This window comes from Aquiflexum gelatinilyticum (assembly GCF_024741135.1).
GTDB lineage: Bacteria > Bacteroidota > Bacteroidia > Cytophagales > Cyclobacteriaceae > Cognataquiflexum > Cognataquiflexum gelatinilyticum.
The window spans coordinates 258,883-279,297 of sequence record NZ_JANSUY010000002.1 but is presented as its reverse complement, the minus strand read 5'-3'; the positions used below and the strand labels follow the sequence as shown (position 1 = coordinate 279,297).

Annotated in this window: 17 protein-coding genes; 7 read left to right on the top strand and 10 right to left on the bottom strand. The window is 41.7% G+C overall.

Going from position 1 to position 20,415, the window contains the following annotated elements; translation table 11 throughout:
• Position 1: 1 nt before the first annotated feature.
• From NU887_RS05105 to alr, 6 genes are all read left to right on the top strand, one after another.
• Complete coding sequence (locus NU887_RS05105) at positions 2–2,509, top strand: hypothetical protein (RefSeq protein WP_258422282.1); 2,508 nt, start codon at positions 2–4, stop codon at positions 2,507–2,509.
• Between the two features lie 140 nt (positions 2,510–2,649).
• Positions 2,650–5,877: a CHAT domain-containing protein gene (locus tag NU887_RS05100; RefSeq protein WP_258422281.1), complete on the top strand. Its 3,228-nt coding sequence runs from the start codon at positions 2,650–2,652 to the stop codon at positions 5,875–5,877.
• A 77-nt stretch (positions 5,878–5,954) separates the two neighbouring features.
• Positions 5,955–7,166, top strand: coding sequence for a serine hydrolase domain-containing protein (locus NU887_RS05095; RefSeq protein WP_258422280.1), 1,212 nt, complete (start codon positions 5,955–5,957; stop codon positions 7,164–7,166).
• A 183-nt stretch (positions 7,167–7,349) separates the two neighbouring features.
• Complete coding sequence (locus tag NU887_RS05090; protein ID WP_258422279.1) at positions 7,350–7,910, top strand: RNA polymerase sigma factor; 561 nt, start codon at positions 7,350–7,352, stop codon at positions 7,908–7,910.
• A 4-nt stretch (positions 7,911–7,914) separates the two neighbouring features.
• Positions 7,915–8,655, top strand: a complete 741-nt coding sequence (locus tag NU887_RS05085; protein ID WP_258422278.1) for a tetratricopeptide repeat protein — start codon at positions 7,915–7,917, stop codon at positions 8,653–8,655.
• Between the two features lie 122 nt (positions 8,656–8,777).
• A complete protein-coding gene (gene alr, locus NU887_RS05080) occupies positions 8,778–9,932 on the top strand; it encodes an alanine racemase (RefSeq protein WP_258422277.1) in 1,155 nt (384 codons plus the stop codon).
• A 49-nt stretch (positions 9,933–9,981) separates the two neighbouring features.
• Here the strand turns inward: alr and NU887_RS05075 are convergent, their stop codons facing one another.
• On the bottom strand, positions 9,982–10,770 hold the full coding sequence (locus NU887_RS05075) for a hypothetical protein (RefSeq protein WP_258422276.1): 789 nt from the start codon (positions 10,768–10,770) through the stop codon (positions 9,982–9,984).
• A gap of 318 nt (positions 10,771–11,088) precedes the next feature.
• On the opposite strand from NU887_RS05075, the gene NU887_RS05070 reads away from it, so the two are divergent.
• The gene (locus tag NU887_RS05070; protein WP_258422275.1) at positions 11,089–12,390 is read left to right on the top strand and encodes an aminotransferase class V-fold PLP-dependent enzyme; all 1,302 of its coding nucleotides are present in this window, start codon (positions 11,089–11,091) and stop codon (positions 12,388–12,390) included.
• Positions 12,391–12,408: 18 nt separating this feature from the next.
• Here the strand turns inward: NU887_RS05070 and NU887_RS05065 are convergent, their stop codons facing one another.
• The 9 genes from NU887_RS05065 to NU887_RS05025 form a co-directional block, all read right to left on the bottom strand.
• On the bottom strand, positions 12,409–13,395 hold the full coding sequence (locus NU887_RS05065) for an AAA family ATPase (RefSeq protein ID WP_258422274.1): 987 nt from the start codon (positions 13,393–13,395) through the stop codon (positions 12,409–12,411).
• On the bottom strand, positions 13,392–14,219 hold the full coding sequence (locus NU887_RS05060) for a DUF4349 domain-containing protein (RefSeq protein WP_258422273.1): 828 nt from the start codon (positions 14,217–14,219) through the stop codon (positions 13,392–13,394). Before NU887_RS05060 ends, NU887_RS05065 begins: the two co-directional genes overlap by 4 nt.
• A gap of 122 nt (positions 14,220–14,341) precedes the next feature.
• Positions 14,342–14,764 carry a hypothetical protein gene (locus NU887_RS05055; protein WP_258422272.1) on the bottom strand — a complete coding sequence of 141 codons (423 nt, stop codon included), beginning with the start codon at positions 14,762–14,764 and terminating at the stop codon, positions 14,342–14,344.
• Positions 14,765–14,885: 121 nt separating this feature from the next.
• Entirely contained in the window at positions 14,886–15,278 is a 393-nt protein-coding gene (gene gloA2 / locus NU887_RS05050; protein ID WP_258422271.1) for an SMU1112c/YaeR family gloxylase I-like metalloprotein, read from the bottom strand.
• Positions 15,275–15,682 (bottom strand): VOC family protein, encoded by a 408-nt coding sequence (locus NU887_RS05045; RefSeq protein WP_258422270.1) that lies wholly within the window; start codon positions 15,680–15,682, stop codon positions 15,275–15,277. The genes gloA2 and NU887_RS05045 overlap by 4 nt, the downstream gene beginning before the upstream one ends.
• Positions 15,683–15,809: 127 nt before the next feature.
• Positions 15,810–17,276: a hypothetical protein gene (locus NU887_RS05040; RefSeq protein ID WP_258422269.1), complete on the bottom strand. Its 1,467-nt coding sequence runs from the start codon at positions 17,274–17,276 to the stop codon at positions 15,810–15,812.
• A gap of 187 nt (positions 17,277–17,463) precedes the next feature.
• The gene (locus NU887_RS05035; RefSeq protein ID WP_258422268.1) at positions 17,464–18,366 is read right to left on the bottom strand and encodes an NAD-dependent epimerase/dehydratase family protein; all 903 of its coding nucleotides are present in this window, start codon (positions 18,364–18,366) and stop codon (positions 17,464–17,466) included.
• A gap of 300 nt (positions 18,367–18,666) precedes the next feature.
• Positions 18,667–19,476 (bottom strand): SDR family oxidoreductase, encoded by an 810-nt coding sequence (locus NU887_RS05030; RefSeq protein ID WP_258422267.1) that lies wholly within the window; start codon positions 19,474–19,476, stop codon positions 18,667–18,669.
• Positions 19,477–19,486: 10 nt separating this feature from the next.
• On the bottom strand, positions 19,487–20,398 hold the full coding sequence (locus tag NU887_RS05025) for an SDR family NAD(P)-dependent oxidoreductase (protein WP_258422266.1): 912 nt from the start codon (positions 20,396–20,398) through the stop codon (positions 19,487–19,489).
• Positions 20,399–20,415: the final 17 nt, after the last annotated feature.

The window sequence follows — 20,415 nt, the reverse complement described above, 5'->3', positions numbered from 1 at the left end:
TATGAAAAATATCAAATCAATCCTCTTTTCAATCCTGCTTTTATTTGCCGTATCCTCATGCCAGGAAGACACCATTGATCCGATGCCGGGCCCGGGACCAATAGTAACAGAGTTTCCAAACACAGATGTAAATGTTGTATTGCCCGAAGGTACATCCATTGACCTTTCCAAGACAAAAATCCTGTCAGGATTTTCGGAATCTTCCGTTGACAATTCTGGGAAATCCAAAATCCGGTTTGCTTCAGGAACAACCAAGCTGGCTTTTTTGGTAGATGAAGAAGGCAATACACTGATGTCAGGTTTCATTTCTGATACCAAGAAAGAAATATCCATCGAAACGACAGCTTCAGTCTTGGTATATTTTGGATTGGGAATTTCCCTCCAGCCAAATGAAATCAAAAAGAAGTATCTGGATGGCTTTCAATCCATGAATGGGATGGCAGAATTTACCGACGCCCTTTCATCAGAAATGGCAACCAATCCTGAATTTCTACAGTCAGGAGGATTTTCTACAGCACTTGACCAATATGTAAGCACTTTTGAACCTGCAGATACCATCGACATTCGTGCAAAACAAATCCAAGTTGATCCCAATGGATTTAAAAGCGGTATTCAGGTTTATGAATTGGATCACCAAAATATCCAGATCAGAAATCAATACAGAAGAAGGGCACATGCTTTTGCTTATAAAACAGCATATAAAGATAAAGATGGCCTTGAAACCCTCATCAAAGACCGAATAGGAGGAACAGAAGCATCAATTAAGGATTTGCCAGTAAGCTCAACAGGTGCAATCACCTCTTTTACGGGAACCCTCAGAGATTGGGCTGCAGGAAAAGGAGCGGATTTTGCAATGACAGAAAACGGCCCTGTAAACCTCCCCATCCAAGATTCTGAATCCGAAGCCACATATAAAATCAGGATTATTGGACCCGGAACGGGCAATCTCGGAGGTTTGAGTCTGACCAGTGCAGAAAGGGACAAACTCAACAGACTGGTTTTAGAAACCTTTGCAATGGATTTTTTCCTTCCTTTAATTTTCGATGTGATAGGTATGAAGGATGTCCTTTCGATCCCTCAATCCAATTTTACAACCTTGATCACTGCCATAGACAATTTTGTAAAGTCTACCCCGATTATCGAAAAATTACTTGAAGACGGGAATTATGGAAAGGCGCTTCAGGAAGCAATGCTGTTAGGCACAAATGAATTCGCCAATGCTGCTTTTGATGATATGGTAAAAGCTGTGGCGCTTGGAGGTCTTGAAATGATCAGAGCAAACAAGGCGGAATGGGTGACAGAATCAGCTGAAGACATTGGAAAAAAAGCAAAAAGCCTCCTCAATGCGATGAAATACGCCGACATCATCATCAAGGTCGTGGACTACAACAGATTGATGAACCATATAGCCATGTCGGATTACAATGCGGAATTTACTGCAAAAGTAAAGGCTGACGACCTGGTGATGACACCTAGGGAGGAAACTATCACTACTTCCAAATATTATTCAGTAAAGGTAGAAACCAAGACAACCTTGGCAGATGGAGAATCTTTTGTCTATAAATGGTCAACACCAGGTAAATTTATTTACCTATGGCACCAAAGCAAAAAAAGTACTGAGGTAGAAACAAGTACTCCAACCATGACTTACAGAAGTGACACTAAAGCGGCAGACCTTTCTGATGACAACAATCCCGACCTTATCAAAGTAGAGGTATTTACCAAAAAAGGAACAACGCTGACAAGGATCGGTGATGCCGAAGCCAATATCAATGTCAAGAAGCTTAAGCTCGTCATGAAGCCGGACAATATCACACTTCAAGGTGGGCAAAACGTCAGATTATATCTGGAGCGGACAGATGGGGTAAATGACATCGTTCCAAATGTGGCCCTAGATTACAAAGTGGAATGGGAAACTGCCGGTGCTTATGGGAAATTTAACGGAAGACTAAGAAGTGCCACTACCATGGGTAATGCTTTGAATTATGAAGTGCTTGACGATGATGTGAGAGATGCCAAAGAATCGATTACAGCCAGGGTCTATTTCAAAGCAAAAGATGATACCCAGTGGTCATTGAGAGAAACGGTAAAAGGGACCATCAAAATCGATAACGATCCCAATAAGATAATTATGGATATTGCATTGGAGACAAGATCTTGGGACATCAGCACAGATAAGAGTTGTAACGTCGGAACAAACATGATGGCAGTTGTTCCTGTACACCCAAAAGCCAAAAAATACACCGTCACATTTTATGGTTTCAAAAAAGCATCAAGCTGGGAAAACAGAACCAGCTCCTGGCGTCCAGGTCAAACGCCTCCCGTCACCTACGGCTTCCCCGGAGCTGGCGAAAATCAGATTGTTGGCGGAAACTATTATTTTACTATCGGAAGGTCATGGGGCTCTGGGCCTATGAATTCTTCCTGTGGCTCATCCATTCCACGGTATGAGGCAGCCTATGCGGAATACGGTGGCAGGGCAAATATTGTGATTGAGATTGAAGATTAGGGTCTGACAAAATCACAATATTTTCCATAAATTACACTGATACAAACTTGGCCAAATCTTTAGGAACCCGAATTTTCTCCGGTATCCTTCAAGGTTTGGCCAAAATTTAGGCCATTTAATTTTCTGAGATGAAGCAAATAATGACCCTGCTTTTTTTTGTCTGCTTTCTCCCAAGCATACCACATGGACATGCACAGGTCGGCAAAAAAGGATTGGAATGGATAGACACCGCATTGGAAGAAGACAAATTGATCCCCGCCGATTCTGCTTTGAATGCACAGTTAATAGCCATTAAATCAGAGGGATTACTTGATTCCCTTCCTTTATATCTTTTTTATGTTGGGAGGATTGAAAATGAAAAATCGGGCAAAAGTAGGGCTATTGCAAAAGTAAAGGAGTTTATCACTGATTTCATTTTAAAAAAACAGGCCCTTAAACTCAACACACAGCTATACAGAGAAGCCGCAGGCTTCTATGAATATATCGGGGAATTGAATCTTGCTTACCAAGCCAACCAATCAGCATTTGAATGGGGACAAAAAGATCCGGAGTATTCAATCAAAGAGCTTGGCAAAATCCAAAACAACATGGGGACGCTTTCCCTTTACCTGGGAGACCGCCCCAAAGCCCAGGAACATTTGCACCAGGCCATTGCCCTATACAGAAAAGAATCCGAATTAGATCCAGAATCCCTTTACCTGAGTTATAACGGTCTCGGAAATATGCATTGGTATGGTTCCAGGATGGATTCCGCGGAGTATTATTATTTGGAGGCCTTGAAACAATTTGAGTCCATGTCCGATATTCCGAGAAACAAGTATTACAGACCGGCTATGGTGCTTAATAACCTTGCGGCAGTGCAATCTGTTTTCGGGAAAACCTCCGCCGGAATCAAGTCTATGGAACAAACCATCAAACATCTTAGTTCTTATATCAAAGCCATGGATGATGTACAGGAAATCGCAAAAGGCAAAGAATTTCAATACCAGGCCATTGACAACCTCGCGGGCATGCATAAAGGAGTTGGCAATTATTCCAGGGCAAAGGATTTGCTGGAATATGCTTACGAACAAAAAAAATTAAATTTTGGGCCGGAGAGTCCTGAGGTATTCAAGTCCCAGATCTTGCTCGGACAGATGTATCATGCCATCCATGAAAATGAACTTGCTGAAAATTTCCTGCTCGATGGACTTGCGCTGATCGAAAAACTTGGCAGTGACTACCTGTTTTGGCAAGCTGATGCTTTTCATACTTTGGCAAAAATCAAGGAGGAGCAAGCCGAAAGCCAGTCTGCCCTTCATTATTATCAATTGGCGGATTCGATTTACCAACAATTTTTGGAAGGTCAATTTGATAACATCTACCTGGATTTTTTGACAAGCGCATCCACTTTTTATGCAGAATCAGGATTATCCGCTCAAGCAAAAAACACAGGCAAAAAAGGTTTGGATTATGTCATCCAAAACCAGGGGATAAACAGCCTGCTAGCCTTCCACCAAATGCTAAACCTGGCAGATATCCATTATATCCTGAAAGAATATACCCAGTCCCTTCGCCTGAGTGGAGAGGCTCTTCAGATCATGGACGGGCAGTATGATGCTGAAATGACTTGGCTGGATTCGGTAAATACCGAGGTCAATAAACCGAGAGCAATGCTCATCAGGGCAAAATCTTCCTATGAACTCCAGCCAACAAAAGATGTGGAGTTTTTAATAGTATTAAAGGAAAGTATAGACGAAGCCATCCTCATCCTCGAAAAAAGAAAAACAGCGCTCACCTCTGATGAAGACCTGAATATACTCCTTTCAGAAAATCGTGAGCTGTTCGATTTCTCCAAAAAGATTGACCTCGAACTCCACAATCTCACCGGAGATGAAAAATACCTGAATGATTTTCTCAGCCGACATGAATCCTCGATTTACAACAAGGTAAGGGCACGGTTGCAGAAAGTGGACAACGTGAAATTTGCGGATCTGCCCCAATCAGTTCAGGAGAAAGAAGCAGCTATCAAAGCCAACCTCATCCAATCCCTCAATCAGGAATCCTCTGATATCCAGCCTTTCTTGATGGCCAGTCAAGAATGGCAAAGTTTTCTGGATTACCTCAAGACTGATTTTCCCACATATTTCCAGTTTAGATACGCCAATATTTCAAGCTCTTTGGACAACATCCAAAAAAACATACCGGAAAACACCTCCGTGGTCAGGTATATTTTTGTCGGTCAAAGCCTGTCTGCCATCATCATAGATCAGCATAAAAAAATACTGATTCCCCTTGATTACAACCCAATCCAAAATCACATCCAATCTCTGCAGCAACATTGGAACGACCAGGTAGCTACCATCACCAAACTGGAGGAACTATACCGTTATCTTTGGAGACCGATTGAAAATCAACTTTCGCACGATAAGGTCATCATCATACCTGATGGTCAATTATTCAATTTAAGTTTTGAAATATTGACACCTCAAAAAATTCAATCTTATGCTGATTTGGCAGAAAAAAGCCTCATTTCAAAATACACCATCAGTTACCATTACAGTTCTTTATTGCTTGAAAAGCCCGCGCAAACCCAGACTTATAACTCAAACTTTGTTGCTTTTGCACCTGGGTTTTTTGACAGGATGAAATCTGAGTATGTTTCCAATGTTTCAGATTCCCTTTATCTCGACAAAGCTTATCTGACATTGATTCCACAACCTTTTACCCAGGAACTTGTCAAAAGGATCAAGGGAATATTTGGTGGTTCTCTATTTGTAGAGGATGAATCCACAGTATCCAAATTCCGGGAGTCGGCCGGATTGAACAGGATCATCCACATCGGAACACACGCAGAATCCAACAACCTCAGTCCGGCATATTCCCGACTCATATTCTCAAAAGAAACAGCCGGAGAAATTTCGCTAGAGGATAACTCCTTATATGCATTTGATATATATAACATCGACCTCAAAGCCAAGTTGGCAGTACTCACAGCCTGCGAAACCGGAAAAAATACCCTAGATCCTGGAGAAGGCATGCTTTCTCTTGCACATGCATTCAATTACGCAGGGAGCGAAAGTTTGCTGATTGGGCTTTGGCAGATAGACGAAAAGGCAAGCAGCATCATCGTGGAGGAATTTTACAAAAACCTATCAGAAGGATTGGACAAAGCTGAAGCACTCCAAAAAGCCAAGCTAAATTACCTCTCTATTTCCAAAGGAAGAGAATTGTCTCCTGATTTTTGGGCAGGGTTGATTTTGATGGGAGATCCGAGTCCCATGGTTTTTGACAAGTCGGTCAAATGGTGGGTTTATCTGATGGTGATGGCAGTATTAGCCATCCTGCTAATCGGATGGAGAAGGTATCGGTTTGCAAAAGGAAAATAAATTCGGGATTTATTGATGACATTTTGGAGTAATCCCGATGTCATTAAAAATCCATTGCTCACCAAAACCTTTTCACCATGAAATCTCAATCCTTAACCAAAACCTTGTTTCGCTCCATCGTCTTTTTTGGCATTTTATCGATTTACTTTTGGTCATGCAGTCCAAAAGAAGACGCTGACCCCACTCCAGCCAAGCCTGTAACCCAAGTAGACATTCCCGTGATTGATGGGAAGATAGAAGCTTTTCTAGCCTCCTACAAAATCCCCGGGGCATCTCTTGCCATTTCTAAAAACGGAAAACTAGTCTACAAAAAAGGGTATGGAAAAGCCGATGTGGAAGGCAATGTGGACATGACTACCAACCACCGCATGCGGGTGGCGAGTGTGTCCAAGACTTTTACCGGAGTGGCTATCATGCGGCTGGTGCAGGCTGGAAAACTAAGCCTTGAGGACAAAGTATTTGGAGCTGACGGAATTTTGGGTACCACCTATGGAAAAAAAGCCTATAATGACCGGGTAAAAAGCGTGACTGTCAAAAACCTCCTTCAAATGACAACAGGAGGCTGGGTTTTACCCAATGACCGGGATGCCATCGATTCGAATCCTGCGATGAACAATACCGCTTTTTTCAATTGGATGATGGACAATGCGGTTTTAAAATACAATCCTGGTTCCCAATATTGGTACATCAATACCAACTACTTCATCGCCGCTAGAATCGTCGAAAAGGTTTCGGGGAAGTCATTTTACCAATTTATGTTGGATGATTTTCTCACCCCGTTAGGGATCAAATCAGCAGTATATGGAAAATCGGCCATGACAAACCTTCATCCCGATGAGACCAAATATTACGGGCAGGGAGGAACAAAAGGATATGAATATAACCTCAACATAGAAAGAAGGGATGGAGATGGAGGATTGGTAATCAACGCCTCTGACCTATTGAAATTTGTCTTGGCCATTGATGGGAATCCAAGTCGTCCGGATATTTTGGATGCCTCCACTTTTCAAAAATTCATTGAAGGTTCAGGACCGGCACCATTGAATCCCAACTTCGGCAACGGAATCCTAAAATGGAATACCAGGTATCTATTTTATGGCGCACTTCCAGGTACCCGGTCTTCTTATATGACAGAAAACAACGGCATGGCTGTGGCATTGATATTCAATGGAAACGCTGATTATACCAACAACTCTGTTTATAACCCATTTGCACAGGCCCATCAGGCACTTTTGGTGGACCTGATTACCAAGGACCTCAATGTTTACTTGGACATTGATCAGTTTTAAGATGAAATTAATTTTTTTATCACTGGGACGACCAACCCTTAATCGGCCAAGTTCTCTTGGCCGATTTTTTTTTGAATAATTGATGACATTTAAGGTTTGTTTCGATGTAAGTATATAAGACTATTAAGAAATTCAGTTTGTAAAAAAGCCGTTAAATAGTATATTTCTGTAATGTTTTGAATCATGCAGGAACCTACTTTTAATCCTTTTACCCAAGATGAATTGATCCTTGGAATCAAGTCAAATGAGCCAAAAGTGCTCAAATGGCTTTACCAATCCCAATACCCAAAAATTGAAAAATATGTGGCAGCCAATAACGGTGATGAAGATCAGGCCAAGGATATATTTCAGGAAGCTTTCATAACAGTTTGGAACAATGTCAGGTCAGATAAATTCATACCCGAAAACGGTACTGCAGTCACAGGATATTTGTATCAAATCGCAAAAAACAAATGGTTGGATTACCTAAGGTCATCCAAATATCAAAAAACCACCAACCTCGATACCAAACATGACAGGTCTGAAGAGGAGGAAGGAAATTCGGAATCCTTGCAAAACCACATGGAAGCCGAATTCAAAAAATTGGGAGAAAACTGCCGGGAAATCCTGAAAAGGTTTTACTTCCAAAAGCAAACCATGGAGACCATCGCCAAGGCTTTCCAGTGGACGGAGGCAACTGCCCGAAATAACAAATACAGGTGCATTCAGCGCCTCAAAGAAAAAATGAATACCCTAAATAATTAGAAAATTGGACTCTAACAATTTATACTCGCAACAGGAATTTGAAAGAATTGAAAGCTACATCCTGGGTCTGATGACCGAAGAAGAAAAGCTTTCCTTTGAATCAGAACTGAAGATTGACCAAAACCTCAAGACCAGATACGAAGACATCAAGGTCCTGTTACAGGAGGTAGAATTGGCTTCTCTGAAGGACAGCATGGAAGTGTTCCATGCCGAATTGAAATCTTCCACTCCGGTAGTCCCGATCAATTCCAAAAAACCATTTACCTGGAAGCCACTTGCTGTAGCTGCTTCCCTGCTTTTTCTATTGGCGATTACGCTTTGGGTCTTTTTGGGCAATACTACTGAGAATGAAAAATTATTCACGGCCTATTACCAACCAGATCCCGGTATGGTGACAGCGATGGGTACCAATTCTAATTATGAATTTGACCGCGGTATGGTGGATTACAAAACCGGGGATTATCAGGCAGCCATCACAAGGTGGGAAAAACTATTGGCACAAAAACCACATAACGATACCCTCAATTACTTCCTTGGCTCTGCGCTCCTCGCTGTAGGTGATGATAAACTTGCCCTACCATTCCTTCAAAAAACTCTTGAAACCGAAAGCGGAATTTTCCTAAAAGAGGCATCTTGGTATCTTGGGCTCGCCTATCTAAAATCAGGAAATAATGCCGAAGCATTAAAATACCTCCAAAATTCAGGAAGGGAAGAAGCTGCTGAAATTATTGAAAAACTGAAATAAGCCATTTTGTGACTTCTTCACAAAGCAATTTCGGCAATGTTTTTCCAGTAAAATTTTTTCAAAGAAGATAGCAATTTGGAATTTTTAGGCATCAATCCCTTCAAATTTTATAATTTGCCCCCATGCGACATACTTCTTACATAGAAATCAGCAGACAGGCTTACGGGAAAAACATGGATTTTTTGAAATCAGATATAGGTCCAAAAACCGAAATATCCGTAGTCGTCAAAGGAAATGCCTACGGTCACGGTATTGAAAATATTGTAGCTTTGGCAGAAGAAAACGAAATCAAGCACTTCAGCACTTTTAGCGCAGATGAAGCCTTGCGGGTACATGAAGCAAGCAAATCAAACAGTGAGGTGATGGTCATGGGGATGTTGGAAAATGAGGATTTGGAAGAAATTATCAGGAAAGGAATCAGCTTTTATGTCTTTGAATTTGACAGATTGAAGGAGGCAATAAATGTCGCCAAAAAGATACAAATCAAAGCCAAAATCCATGTTGAGGTAGAAACGGGATTTCACAGGACGGGATTTGAATGGGAAGAAAAAGAAGCATTGTTGGAGATTCTGAAAGAAAATGCCGAACAACTTTCACTCAAAGGATTGTGCACACATTATGCCGGGGCGGAAAGTATCAGTAACTATGTCAGGGTCCGAAAACAGATCAAACAGTACAAAAAATTCAAACAGTGGTTTGATGCACAAAATATCTTTTTTGAAAAATACCATACCGCCTGTTCAGCGGCTACTTTGTTGTATCCTGAAACAAAAATGGACCTTGTCAGGATTGGAATAGCTTCTTATGGTTTTTGGCCAACACAAGAAACTTATATGTACAGGTTTCAATCATTGGCAGAAAACAATAAAAACCCGCTCAGGAGACTCATCAGCTGGAAAAGCAGCATCATGAATACAAAGTCTGTCAAGATGGGGGAATTCATCGGATATGGTTCCAGCTATATGGCTCCTCGAAATATGGAGATCGCGTTGGTCCCGATCGGGTACGGACATGGATACAGCAGATGGCTGAGTAATCAGGGCAAAGTCCTGATTTCGGGTAAGATTGTGCCTGTTACCGGAACAGTGACCATGAACAGTATTGCTGTGGACATCACAGACTTGGAACAAGTTCAAAAAGGGGATGAGGTCGTCATCATCGGTGTTCAGGGCGACCATGAAATCACCGTCGCTTCATTTGGAGAGTCAAGCCAACAGGTGAATTATGAATTGCTTACAAGATTGCCATTGGATATCCCAAGAAGGATTGTGGACTAAGCCTCAGGAACGAAAAATCAAAAGACTTTGAATCCTTGGGCGGTGGGGTTCAATGCAGAGGACTTCCCAAAAGATACAATTTGTTGCCTCCTTTTCCTTTCAATTCGCCCATTTCCCAGCTGTAGCTTTTGTCCGATAATCCTTGAATCAAATCTTCCATATCTTCTAAAGTGTAGGTTCGGGCATTGGAAACAGCCCCGTCCCAAGCGATGAATAGGGGAAGTATCGGAATCAGGTAAGTAAAAACCAATTGTTGCCAGGACATGGGACGCACCAAAGGAGTAAAAATAAAGGTCATGATAAAAGCAAAAGGCATTGCCAGCCACCAAAGAAAAATGGGAACGGAGTTGTCAGAAATTTCAAAAATCAGGATAGGCTGATTGGCCTCTTTGGCATTTTTCAATATTTTTCTGGCCAGCTCCGGTTTCATGTGATGCATGCTGCTGACCATAGTCCTCAGGCCAACCAAACCCTTGCGAACCTGTGTAGCGTCTAGTGGGTCAGTAAGATAAGCTACCGACGCATCATTTTTTTGATTGATGGATTTTGCAGCTTCATGGTTGGGATACAAGTCACTCAGCATCAACTTGAGATCAGGAAATCTTCCAGAAGTCCTGAGGTTTTCTGCCACATCCAGCATCGGACCACCACTTCCTGAACAGAGATCCAAAATCAAAAGAGCTTCCGATTTTTGCAAACCTTTTTCCACCAGTTTTTCCAATAGACCTGCTGTCCCAAGGATTTTATGAAAGGTCATGATATACCGCGTCATCAATACCCTGATCCAATCCGGAAACCAAGGCATGTCCTCAAATTCAAACAGGTGGATTCTTTTCATTTCATGATAGAATATTGATCAAAAAGCACCATTTATCATTTTGCAGATTGAATTTACTTAATTTTTTGCGTAGTTTTTAAAAACGAAAATCTGTGCTCTGACTTTTTTTCGGATTTTGATTTAAATATCTTATCTAGTTCATATTCAGGTATTTCGGATTCCATACTCCGCTTTATAAGTCTAGGAGTTGGCTGTCCAAAGACAAAGTTTTTATTCCCAAAAGATCAGATTTAATTCCAAATGAAACGCCTTGAATTACGATTTAAAATGAAATAAATTATACCCCTGTCCCAGTAGGCTTAATCTTTAAATCAAATAATGAATCAATCCAATAACCGTCGCTCATTTCTCAAAAAGACTACTGCCATGCTCGGGGCTTTTTCGGCAAACAGTATTTTTAACGAGCTTCATGCAGCAGAGTGGGATAACTTGGAGAAAACTTACCATGGCCGCGATGCCGTGGAAATGGCATCCAATGAGGATTATTGGGCAGTAATTCAGCAGGGGTATTCAGCAAGCACTGCCCCCATCGTCATGCTCAATAACGGGGGCGTATCCCCAAGTCCGATAGTAGTACAACAAGCTGTGGAGCGGTTTAATCAGATGACCAATCTGGGTCCTTCATACTTCATGTGGCAGATTTTGGACCAAGGGAGAGAAAATCTCCGTGAAAGCCTCGCCAAGTTAGGTGGCTGCTCACCGGAAGAAATAGCGATCAACCGCAATGCCACAGAAGCCTTGGTGACGGTCATCTATGGCTTGGATCTCCAAAGAGGAGATGAAGTGATCGGGAGCCATCAAGATTATCCTAACATGATGCAGGCTTGGAAACAGCGGGAAATGAGGGAGGGCATAGTGTACAAACAGCTTGATTTCGAATTTCCTATAGAAGATGATGAACAGATCGTAAGGGCCTACCAAAATGCCATCAGCCCAAAAACCAAAATCATCCATGTAACCCACGTGGTCAATTGGACCGGTCAGATCATGCCCGTCCAAAAGATCGCAAGAATGGCCCATCAAAAAGGCATAGAAGTCATAGTAGACGGAGCACATTCTTATGGCTTATTGGAATTCAATATTCCTGATTTGGAAGGTGACTACTTTGGTACCAGCCTCCACAAGTACCTTTCCGCACCGATTGGCAGCGGTATGCTTTGGGTCAAAAAAGAAAAGATCTCCAAGGTTTGGCCTTTGATCTGTGCAGGGGATCCAAAATCAGGAGATATACGAAAATTTGAAAATCTCGGGACAAGAAGCTTTCCCATCGAGCAGGGAATCGGGGAAGCCATTAACTTTCACAATGCCATTGGCACGAAAAGAAAAGAGGAAAGAGTCAGGTACCTGAAAGATTATTGGGCTACCAAAGCATTAGAAATCCCAAAACTTAAGCTTCATACTTCTTTAAAAAAGGAGTACAGCTGTGCCTTGGCCTGCATCTCAATAGATGGGCTAAGCCCATCTGAAATCTACTCTCAACTGATCAAATTGGGCAAAATCCAAACTTCACCCATTGCATTGGGTAAACTGAATGTGGTCAGAATCTCACCCCATGTGTATACCAAGATTTCGGATTTGGATAAATTGGTGGAATGCCTGTCAAAAATTTCAAAGGGATAGAAATCCGATTTCAATAACTTATGGTTTTGAAATCTTGCCCGCCTGCAGGACCTCCAGTTCTCGCGAAAGGCTCTTCAGGTCCTGCATCATAAGGTTGATCTGTGAACCAAGCTGATCGTACATACTTGCCCTTTCCACAAGTTCATCGCTGAGGTAAATACCTCCGGATCCAAAAAACTTTCCGACCAATTCCTTTTTCTCTTTGGGATTAAGGCTATCAAAAATTCCCAAACCCATCCATTTTTCGATGATTTCTTCTCTTTTTGAAATTTGTACTTCCTTTTCCGGGTATATATAATTGAGATAGTACCAAACCGAAGCAGGAAAATACTTAGAGGCTGTCGGTCCCTCCCAAATTTCCTGAAGGTGGTTGCGTTCATGGTTAAAAGTGACCTTTTTCTTGTTGACCAAAATCATCACACCCAAAGTCGCTCCGGCAATACCTGTGGCAAGGGCAATGTATTCACCGGTATTTCCCTGATCAAGATATACAGTAGTCAGGATCGCCCCGGCTGCGCCGATGATAATGGAGGAGACCGTCAATTTGGTATCTGTATCTCCTTCTTTTGCTTTGAGGTAATTGGCGATTTGGTCAATGCGCTCCTCTTCACATCCAAGTTCGGCCGACTCCGAGGAAATTTCAAGCTCCGCAAATCCGATTCTTTGGGAAAGTTTCTGATACAATTCCAAGTGGCTAATCCTGTTTTCTAATGTTGGATTGGCGTAAAAAGCTTCCAAGCTGATGATGTACCTTTCCAACAATTCCAAAATCCCCATCGCATTTGCGACGTTGAGGCTATTCTTGGAAAAGTTTTTTTGAAGGCTTTCGGGCAATGACAGGCTATGCAGGGGTGCAGGGATCTGGTCCTCTTGATAATCATAGAAAAATTCCTGAAAGCAATTGCTCTTGTCAAGACGTAGGTTGATATTCGAATCCTGAACACTCGCACAAGAAGCGAACAAAAAAACCAAACTGAGGTATAAACCAAAAAGACCCGGTCTCATGAGTGTGATTTGTTTTTTCTTCTGAGATACATGACTAAGATAAAAACCATAGCACCAGCAATGTAAAAAGGCCATAAGGTCACCAATCCTACAAAAACAGTCAAAAATACCTGCCAGCCATTATCCAAAGCATTGATAATGCGTACCCAAAAACCCTTCTTCTTATCTGAGTTCAATTCATAGGGCAGTTCTTCATAAAACTGCACCTGAATCAAACTGAATTTAATCTGCTTGCTGAGGTAGTTGAACTGCCCTTCCATCATCTCAATGTCTGTTCTGACTTCGTTGAGGTTCCGCTCGATTTCCAAGATGTCTTTGACTTCATTTGCCTTGTATAATATTTCTCTATACCTCTTTTCAAGTTCAAGTTTATTTTGGATCCGGCTTTGCAGGTCATAGTAGCGCTCGGTCACATCATCTACATTGGAGTATTTGTTTTCGACCCTGAAGGCTATTCCCGAAATCGCATTCAGCAGGCTGTCGTACCTGTCGGAAGGAACACGGATACTGAGGTTATAGCTTTTTCTGAATTGGTCGTTGTTTTGGGTTTCATTCTCCAAATAGGCCTCGTATCTACCAAGCATACCTTTGATCTGCTGAAAGTCTTTTTCCAAATCTTCTGATTGGAAATTGATCCCTCCTGAGCGGACAAGTTTCTGGCTGATTTCGGGGGAAAGAAGTTTTGAATCTGAAGGAGGTGCTTCTTGTCTGCTGATAGGTATCTCTTGGACTACTTCAAAATCTGAAGAGACAAAATCTACATTTTCAGATGGACTATTGGAACAGGCGGCAACAATAAACGCCAAAGCAAAAAACAGCTTCATAGAATACAGGTTAAAATTCAACCAAAATTTAAGTAAAAAGAACTTAAAAAAATCGTGTTTGATCTACCGTGAAGGAAAACTTGTTTTGGATTGAAAGGGAAAAGGAAAGAAAGGGCTTCTTGTCAGTTATAGTCTTTGGGGGTAAATCTCAATTCAAAAAGTGACTCCATGTTTTTATCCTTGTAATCATATACCATAGAAGCCTGGTTTTCTTTAAAATACTTGAGATCCGGATTGTTTTTGATGTTATCCAATATCTGTTCCCTGAAAAATTCCTTCAACTCATTTTCCTCAAATTTCCCCTTTTCCATGTTTACCAAAGTATAATGGTAGACAAAAATCTCACCCCTTTTGACAGAGGTACGTTCAAGGCGGATGTTTTCATCTATCATGATGGGGGTAGACTGGTTGATTTCCTGAGAAAGTGAATACAGCTGCCTGTCAAAAATAGAGTCAGTAAAGAAGAGTTTTTTAATTGCAAATGCACCGGTCAAAATGATTATCAATCCAAAAAACAGGATGATTTTTTTTCTTTTGGAAGCCATTTCCTTGGCTTTGGGATTAGAGGGGATCATTGGGTAGCTATTAAGGTGGCTGAAAATTACCTAAATATTTTGGAAATGTATCAAACAGGAAAGCTGGGATTCACCCATTTTTTGACTTTTGTTACCTCTCATAAAACTCAATCGGCAATCCATCCGGATCAGAAATAAAAGTGAATCTTTTTCCTGTAAACTCATCTGTTCGGATCGGTTCATAGGATACTTTGTGTTTTTCCATCACTGCCAATACAGCCTCAAGGTTATCCACAGAAAAAGCCAAATGCCTCAAGCCGGTCGCTTCGGGCCTCGAAAGTCTTTTTGGCGGATCGGGAAAAGAAAAAAGTTCGATGATATACTGCCCATTCAAGGCCAAATCCAACTTATAGGAACCACGCTTCTGTCGGTAAACTTCCCGGATGATTTCCAAGCCTAAAATTTCGGTGTAGAATTGCTTTGATTTGGCATAATCCGAACAGATGATGGCAATATGGTGGACATTTTTGAGCAAGTAGTTCATCTGTTTTGGCTAAATTTAACCCGATCAAGATAAATAATATCCCAGGTATGCCCATCCAAATCTTCAATTCTTCTGATCTGCATATATCCTTCATCAATCATTGGGATTGGTTCTTTTCCTCCTGCTTCCAATCCTTTGTTCAAAATTTCGTTGACTTGGTCGAGGCCTTCTACGGGCAGTGTAAAAGAAGCATTAATATAGGTTTTAGGGTCAGATATTGTTTTTCTGTTGTACAATCTGAATACCTCCATCGTCTGTAGCATCACATAGATCTGTTCGCTCCAAACCATACATTTTTGTTGGTTGTCAGAGAAAAGAGGGTCGATAGAAAATCCCAATTGCGTGTAAAAAACCTGTGATTCTTCTAGGTTTTGAACTGGAAGGTTAATAAATATTTGTTTCATTTTTAATGATCGGAAAAATCAATCTAAAACCGGATACAGATTTGTCAAGAATCATTTTGATTATTATTATTCCAATATAAACCCTTTTGAACGAGGTCAAATAGGAATATAAAATCCTAATTGTTTCTTACTTTTTCTTTTCCCAATCCCTTATTGCATTTCCAAAGGCTACAGCATTTTCAGGCTTGAGTTCATCCCATTCACGGCCACACCAAAGTCCATTCACTCCAGCTTCCAATGCCTTGGTCACTACTTCATATACCTGGCTTGGAGAGACATTACAATCATATCCAGGCATATCAAATCCTGGTCGGGCATAAACCAAAGCCTCACCATTTACCCTTTTGACAGCCCTGCTGCATTCTTGGAAAACATAATCGGAACTGAATGCAGTATCCTTTTCCAGATGCTGATGAAGTGTTGGTTCCAACTCCGGGTCATAGCCCAACATGCTCAGGTACATGGGATAGGAATACCGCTGATCCGCATCACCAAACAGAATTTTCTCATAATTGCGCTGGTAATGTCCAAGAGATCGGCGCCCCATGCTATCAAAGTAAACAGCCACGCTCAACCAATCAGAATAGGGTCCCATTTTTCCATAATCCCAAGAGGCGCGCATCATCAAGTCCCAAGTCATGCCATGATCAATATGCCAACCTACCTGAATGTTGGGATTGATATTTTTGATCTGTGTGTATATACGCTTGCGCTGGTTTTCCCGGGAATCCATCCAAAATTGCTCCCATTTAAGCATATCTGGATATTGAAATAGGAGGCGCATAAAAGCAGTAAAATTACCGTCAATTGGCTTTTTTCCTGCATTAATGCTGTTGCCATAATTTTGGAGTTCAATGAGTCCCTTCCTTGCGCCTTCTATACCAATGTTTCTTTCAGCAGCCAATTTGAGGCAATGCTCACAAAAGCAGGTTCCCGCTGTATTTTTTCCCAATGCAGCCAGGAAAGGACCGGCCCTTTCCTGCCCAAACTTAAATCCATGAAGGTAAGGATGGGCTTTTACCAGATCCTCAATTACGGCTTCCCAATAGCGGATATAACCTGGATGGTTGAAACACACATTTTTCCCTTTTTCGCCATGGACATCCACTTCCGCAAATTCCTCAAAACCCGGTATGGCTCCTGTAATGACATAAGGTTCAAGAATGCGGGCATACACTTTCATTTTCCTCGGCTCAGCCTCAGCCCATAATTCATCCAAAACATCACGGCCTGCATATTTGGCTGTCGGATCTTGCTTGCCCATTTCTGGGTTTGGATACAAAGCCGGATCAGATTTCCCCCATATGTTGGTGTATTCTTTACCGTTTTCATCGGTTTTTGGTCGGAAATTTTTTTGATACTGATTAAATACGTGGTCATGGCTAAATGTCATGACGGTATTAATCCCGGCCATTTCCTGCATGGCATCGAGGCTATTTGCTATTCCCTTGTCAAACAGATACTCGGGTAAAACGGGAGTGCCGATAAAAAAGCCACTATTTTGGTTTGTCTGCTTACCCCATGCCCGTGTGCTAAATGCCGAAAGTGATGCGGCTGCAGTAATGGAAGTTTTAAGGAATTTTCTTCTTTTCATATGACCGATACCTGAAATGGAAATTTGAAATCACTAAAATCTCTTTCTCCGGCATAAATAAAAATCCTCCTACCGGAAGAAGGAAGCTACCCGAGATTGGGTAAGATCCTCTCCTTTAAAGTTAATCATTTCCTGAAAATGAAAGAGCTGATTCTGAATGGACTACTAAAAAATGCTAGTTAATACCCTATTCCCCTTTCACATACTTCCGCCAGTTGTGTTCCTCTAGGAATCCAAGGACTTCACGGATTTTGCGATTTGAAAACAAGGCTTCATGTTCGCCCAATTCACGGGTGAGGGGCACACCGGGAAAGAACTTTTCAGCCAATTCTTTGCTTGGGATAATCGCTCCGTTGTGGTCATTGCCGGCATTGAAAACCTGAAATCCCAAGTCATCTTTTTGCAGACACAGGTCCACAATCTGTCCCAAATCACGCGCATCAATATAGCAGAAGGCATTTCTGCGTCGAACTTCGGGGTTTTTGAAATAGTGAGGAAAAAGTTCTGCGTATTCGTGGGGCTCAATGACATTTCCGATGCGAAGGGCATATATGTCAAACCCCGACCTACGCTGAAAACTGCGTGCCGTATGTTCATTCACTACCTTCGACAAGCCATAGCTGTCCATGGGATCGACATCATAGTCTTCCTCTAAGGGCAGTGATTTGGGATCGGTCGGCCCATCTGAAAAACAGATTCCATAGGTCGTCTCCGAGGAAGCAATGATGATTTTCTTGATACCCAACTTGACAGCCGCTTCGATCACATTGTAAGTCCCAATGGTATTGACCCTGAAAGTCTCATTGTCAGGCTTGATCAAAATCCTGGGCACCGCAGCAAAATGCACGACAGCATCAAACTTTGGGATGCCATTCCCCGGTTCCAACTCATCCAATGCGGCATAGGAACTCATGGCATTAAACATCTGTCCAGAGTCAGTGATATCCGCCGTCAGGTTATCCACCCCGGGATATTTCAAAGGAGTCAAGTCCACATTCATGACCCGATGTCCTTGGTCAAGCAAGTAAGGGATGACATGCTTTCCTGCCTTTCCAGATCCACCTGTAAAGAATATTCGCTTTTTTTTCATGGGTTTTTTAGGTTTGATGGTCAATGATTGTTTTTACTTCAGTGATTTTATAGACTAGGGCTGATTCAGGTCTTTGCCTTCACCCAATTCATGCACAGTCCATACTTGAAATAAGGTTGCCAATTTCACTTTTTAAATTTCGGTTAAGGTAAAAGAAAAACTTACCGTCTGCTGTATGAGCAGCAGCTAATTTATCTCCTCTAACTTTTAGGAAAGTAAGATACTTATTAAAATGCAAAAGCGGTTCAAGTTTGCACCTAAAGCGCTATGACTTATCCATCCTGTTGGCTACCGTTTTTATTATTCCAATTGACTGTTCATCATTCCAAAAAACTCCGCATCTGTCATTTTCTTTCGGTTGTCAAGTAAGAAATCAGCATCTTGTCCTGCCCTGTATCTCAACTGATTTGTTCCATCAGTTACTGAATTGTAAATTACTTCTGCAACCAAACTTGGTGGGGAAACAGTGTTATTGGGATCCTGCCATTGTTTCATTAAGGCCTTTATGATGGGTTGATAGTCTTCAACACTTCCCGCTTGAAAGTCGAAAGACCGTCCGCCAAAATCAGTCGCAATGAATCCAGGTTCTATAATCTTAACTTTTACTCCAATGGCGGCCATTTCATAGTGCAATGACTCTGAAATACCTTCAACCGCAAACTTGGTCCCGTGATAGAGCGAGCCCAAGGCAAATGTCATTTGACCACCGATTGATGAAATATTCACAATTACACCACTCCGGTTTTTTCTGAAATGTGGAATAATCGCTTTCGTAACATCCATTAAGCCAATCACATTCGTATTAAATTGCCGAACAATGTTTTCTCGTGGGAATGTTTCCAAAGGTCCGTAAGCTCCATAACCTGCATTGTTGAGAAGAGCATCTATTTTTCCGAATTTTGAAATTCCATTGCTGATTGCTGTTTCAATGGATACTAAATCGAGTACATCCAATCGCTCAAAGTGGACGTTTTCCAAATTGTTTAGTTCTGTTTCCCTTTCAGGTGAACGCATGGTGGCAATTACATTCCATCCTTGTTTTTGAAAATGCCGGGCAGTTGCTTTTCCAATTCCACTGCTTGCCCCTGTGATCAATATGGTTTTTTTCATTTATTTAAAATTACCTATTTAAAAACATCTTGTAAAAATCCTCTTCTGTCATTTCTTTCCTCAAACGTACAATTTCATGTGCATTTGCCGTGATATAAGCGATTTTTGGTCTCACTAATTCAGTAGCATCAACGATCGTTTCTGCGGTATCCTCGGCATATGGTGCAGATGCGAAATTGTTCTCTAAAGATTTAACGCTGGCATCTATTATTGCACGGTAATCATCCGGAATGTAGGACTGCTCAAGTCGGGCAAAGGCTGTTGCGCCAAACCCTGTATTAGCAGCTCCCGGCTGTATTTTTACTACTTCAATGCCTAACGGTGCCACTTCTTGTCGCAGTGCATCTGCCATACCTTCAACGGCATGTTTGGTCGATGCGTACCAACCGAGCATGGGTAGTGAGAATTTACCGATTACTGAAGAAACAATGATGATACGTCCTGACCGTTGCTTACGCATATAGGGAAGAACAGCTTGTTGCAAACGGGCATAACCAAACACGTTGACGTCAAACTGATGCTTGAGGTCATCAATTTTTATGTTCTCGATAGTAGCATATTCACCATAACCCGCATTGTTGATCAATACATCGATGCGGCCTTGTTCTGAAATGATGCGTTCAATTCCGGCACGAACCTGGGAATCATTGGTCACGTCCATTTCAAGAGAATGGCCTCCAATTTTATTGAGATAAGCATTGCCTTCAACATTGATGTCGCCTCCGTAAACGATATGACCCTTGGCCACTAATTTCTCTGCAGTGGCTTTGCCAAAACCCGAGGCAGTGCCTGTGATGATGATTACTTGAGGGCCTTTTTTACGCTCAGCGCTGGAATCATCTTGTGCCTGCGCAACATTTTGATGCAAGCCTGATACAAGAATCAGGCATAGGATAAATACGTAATTCTTAAGATTTTTCATGACTTTTTATTTATGGA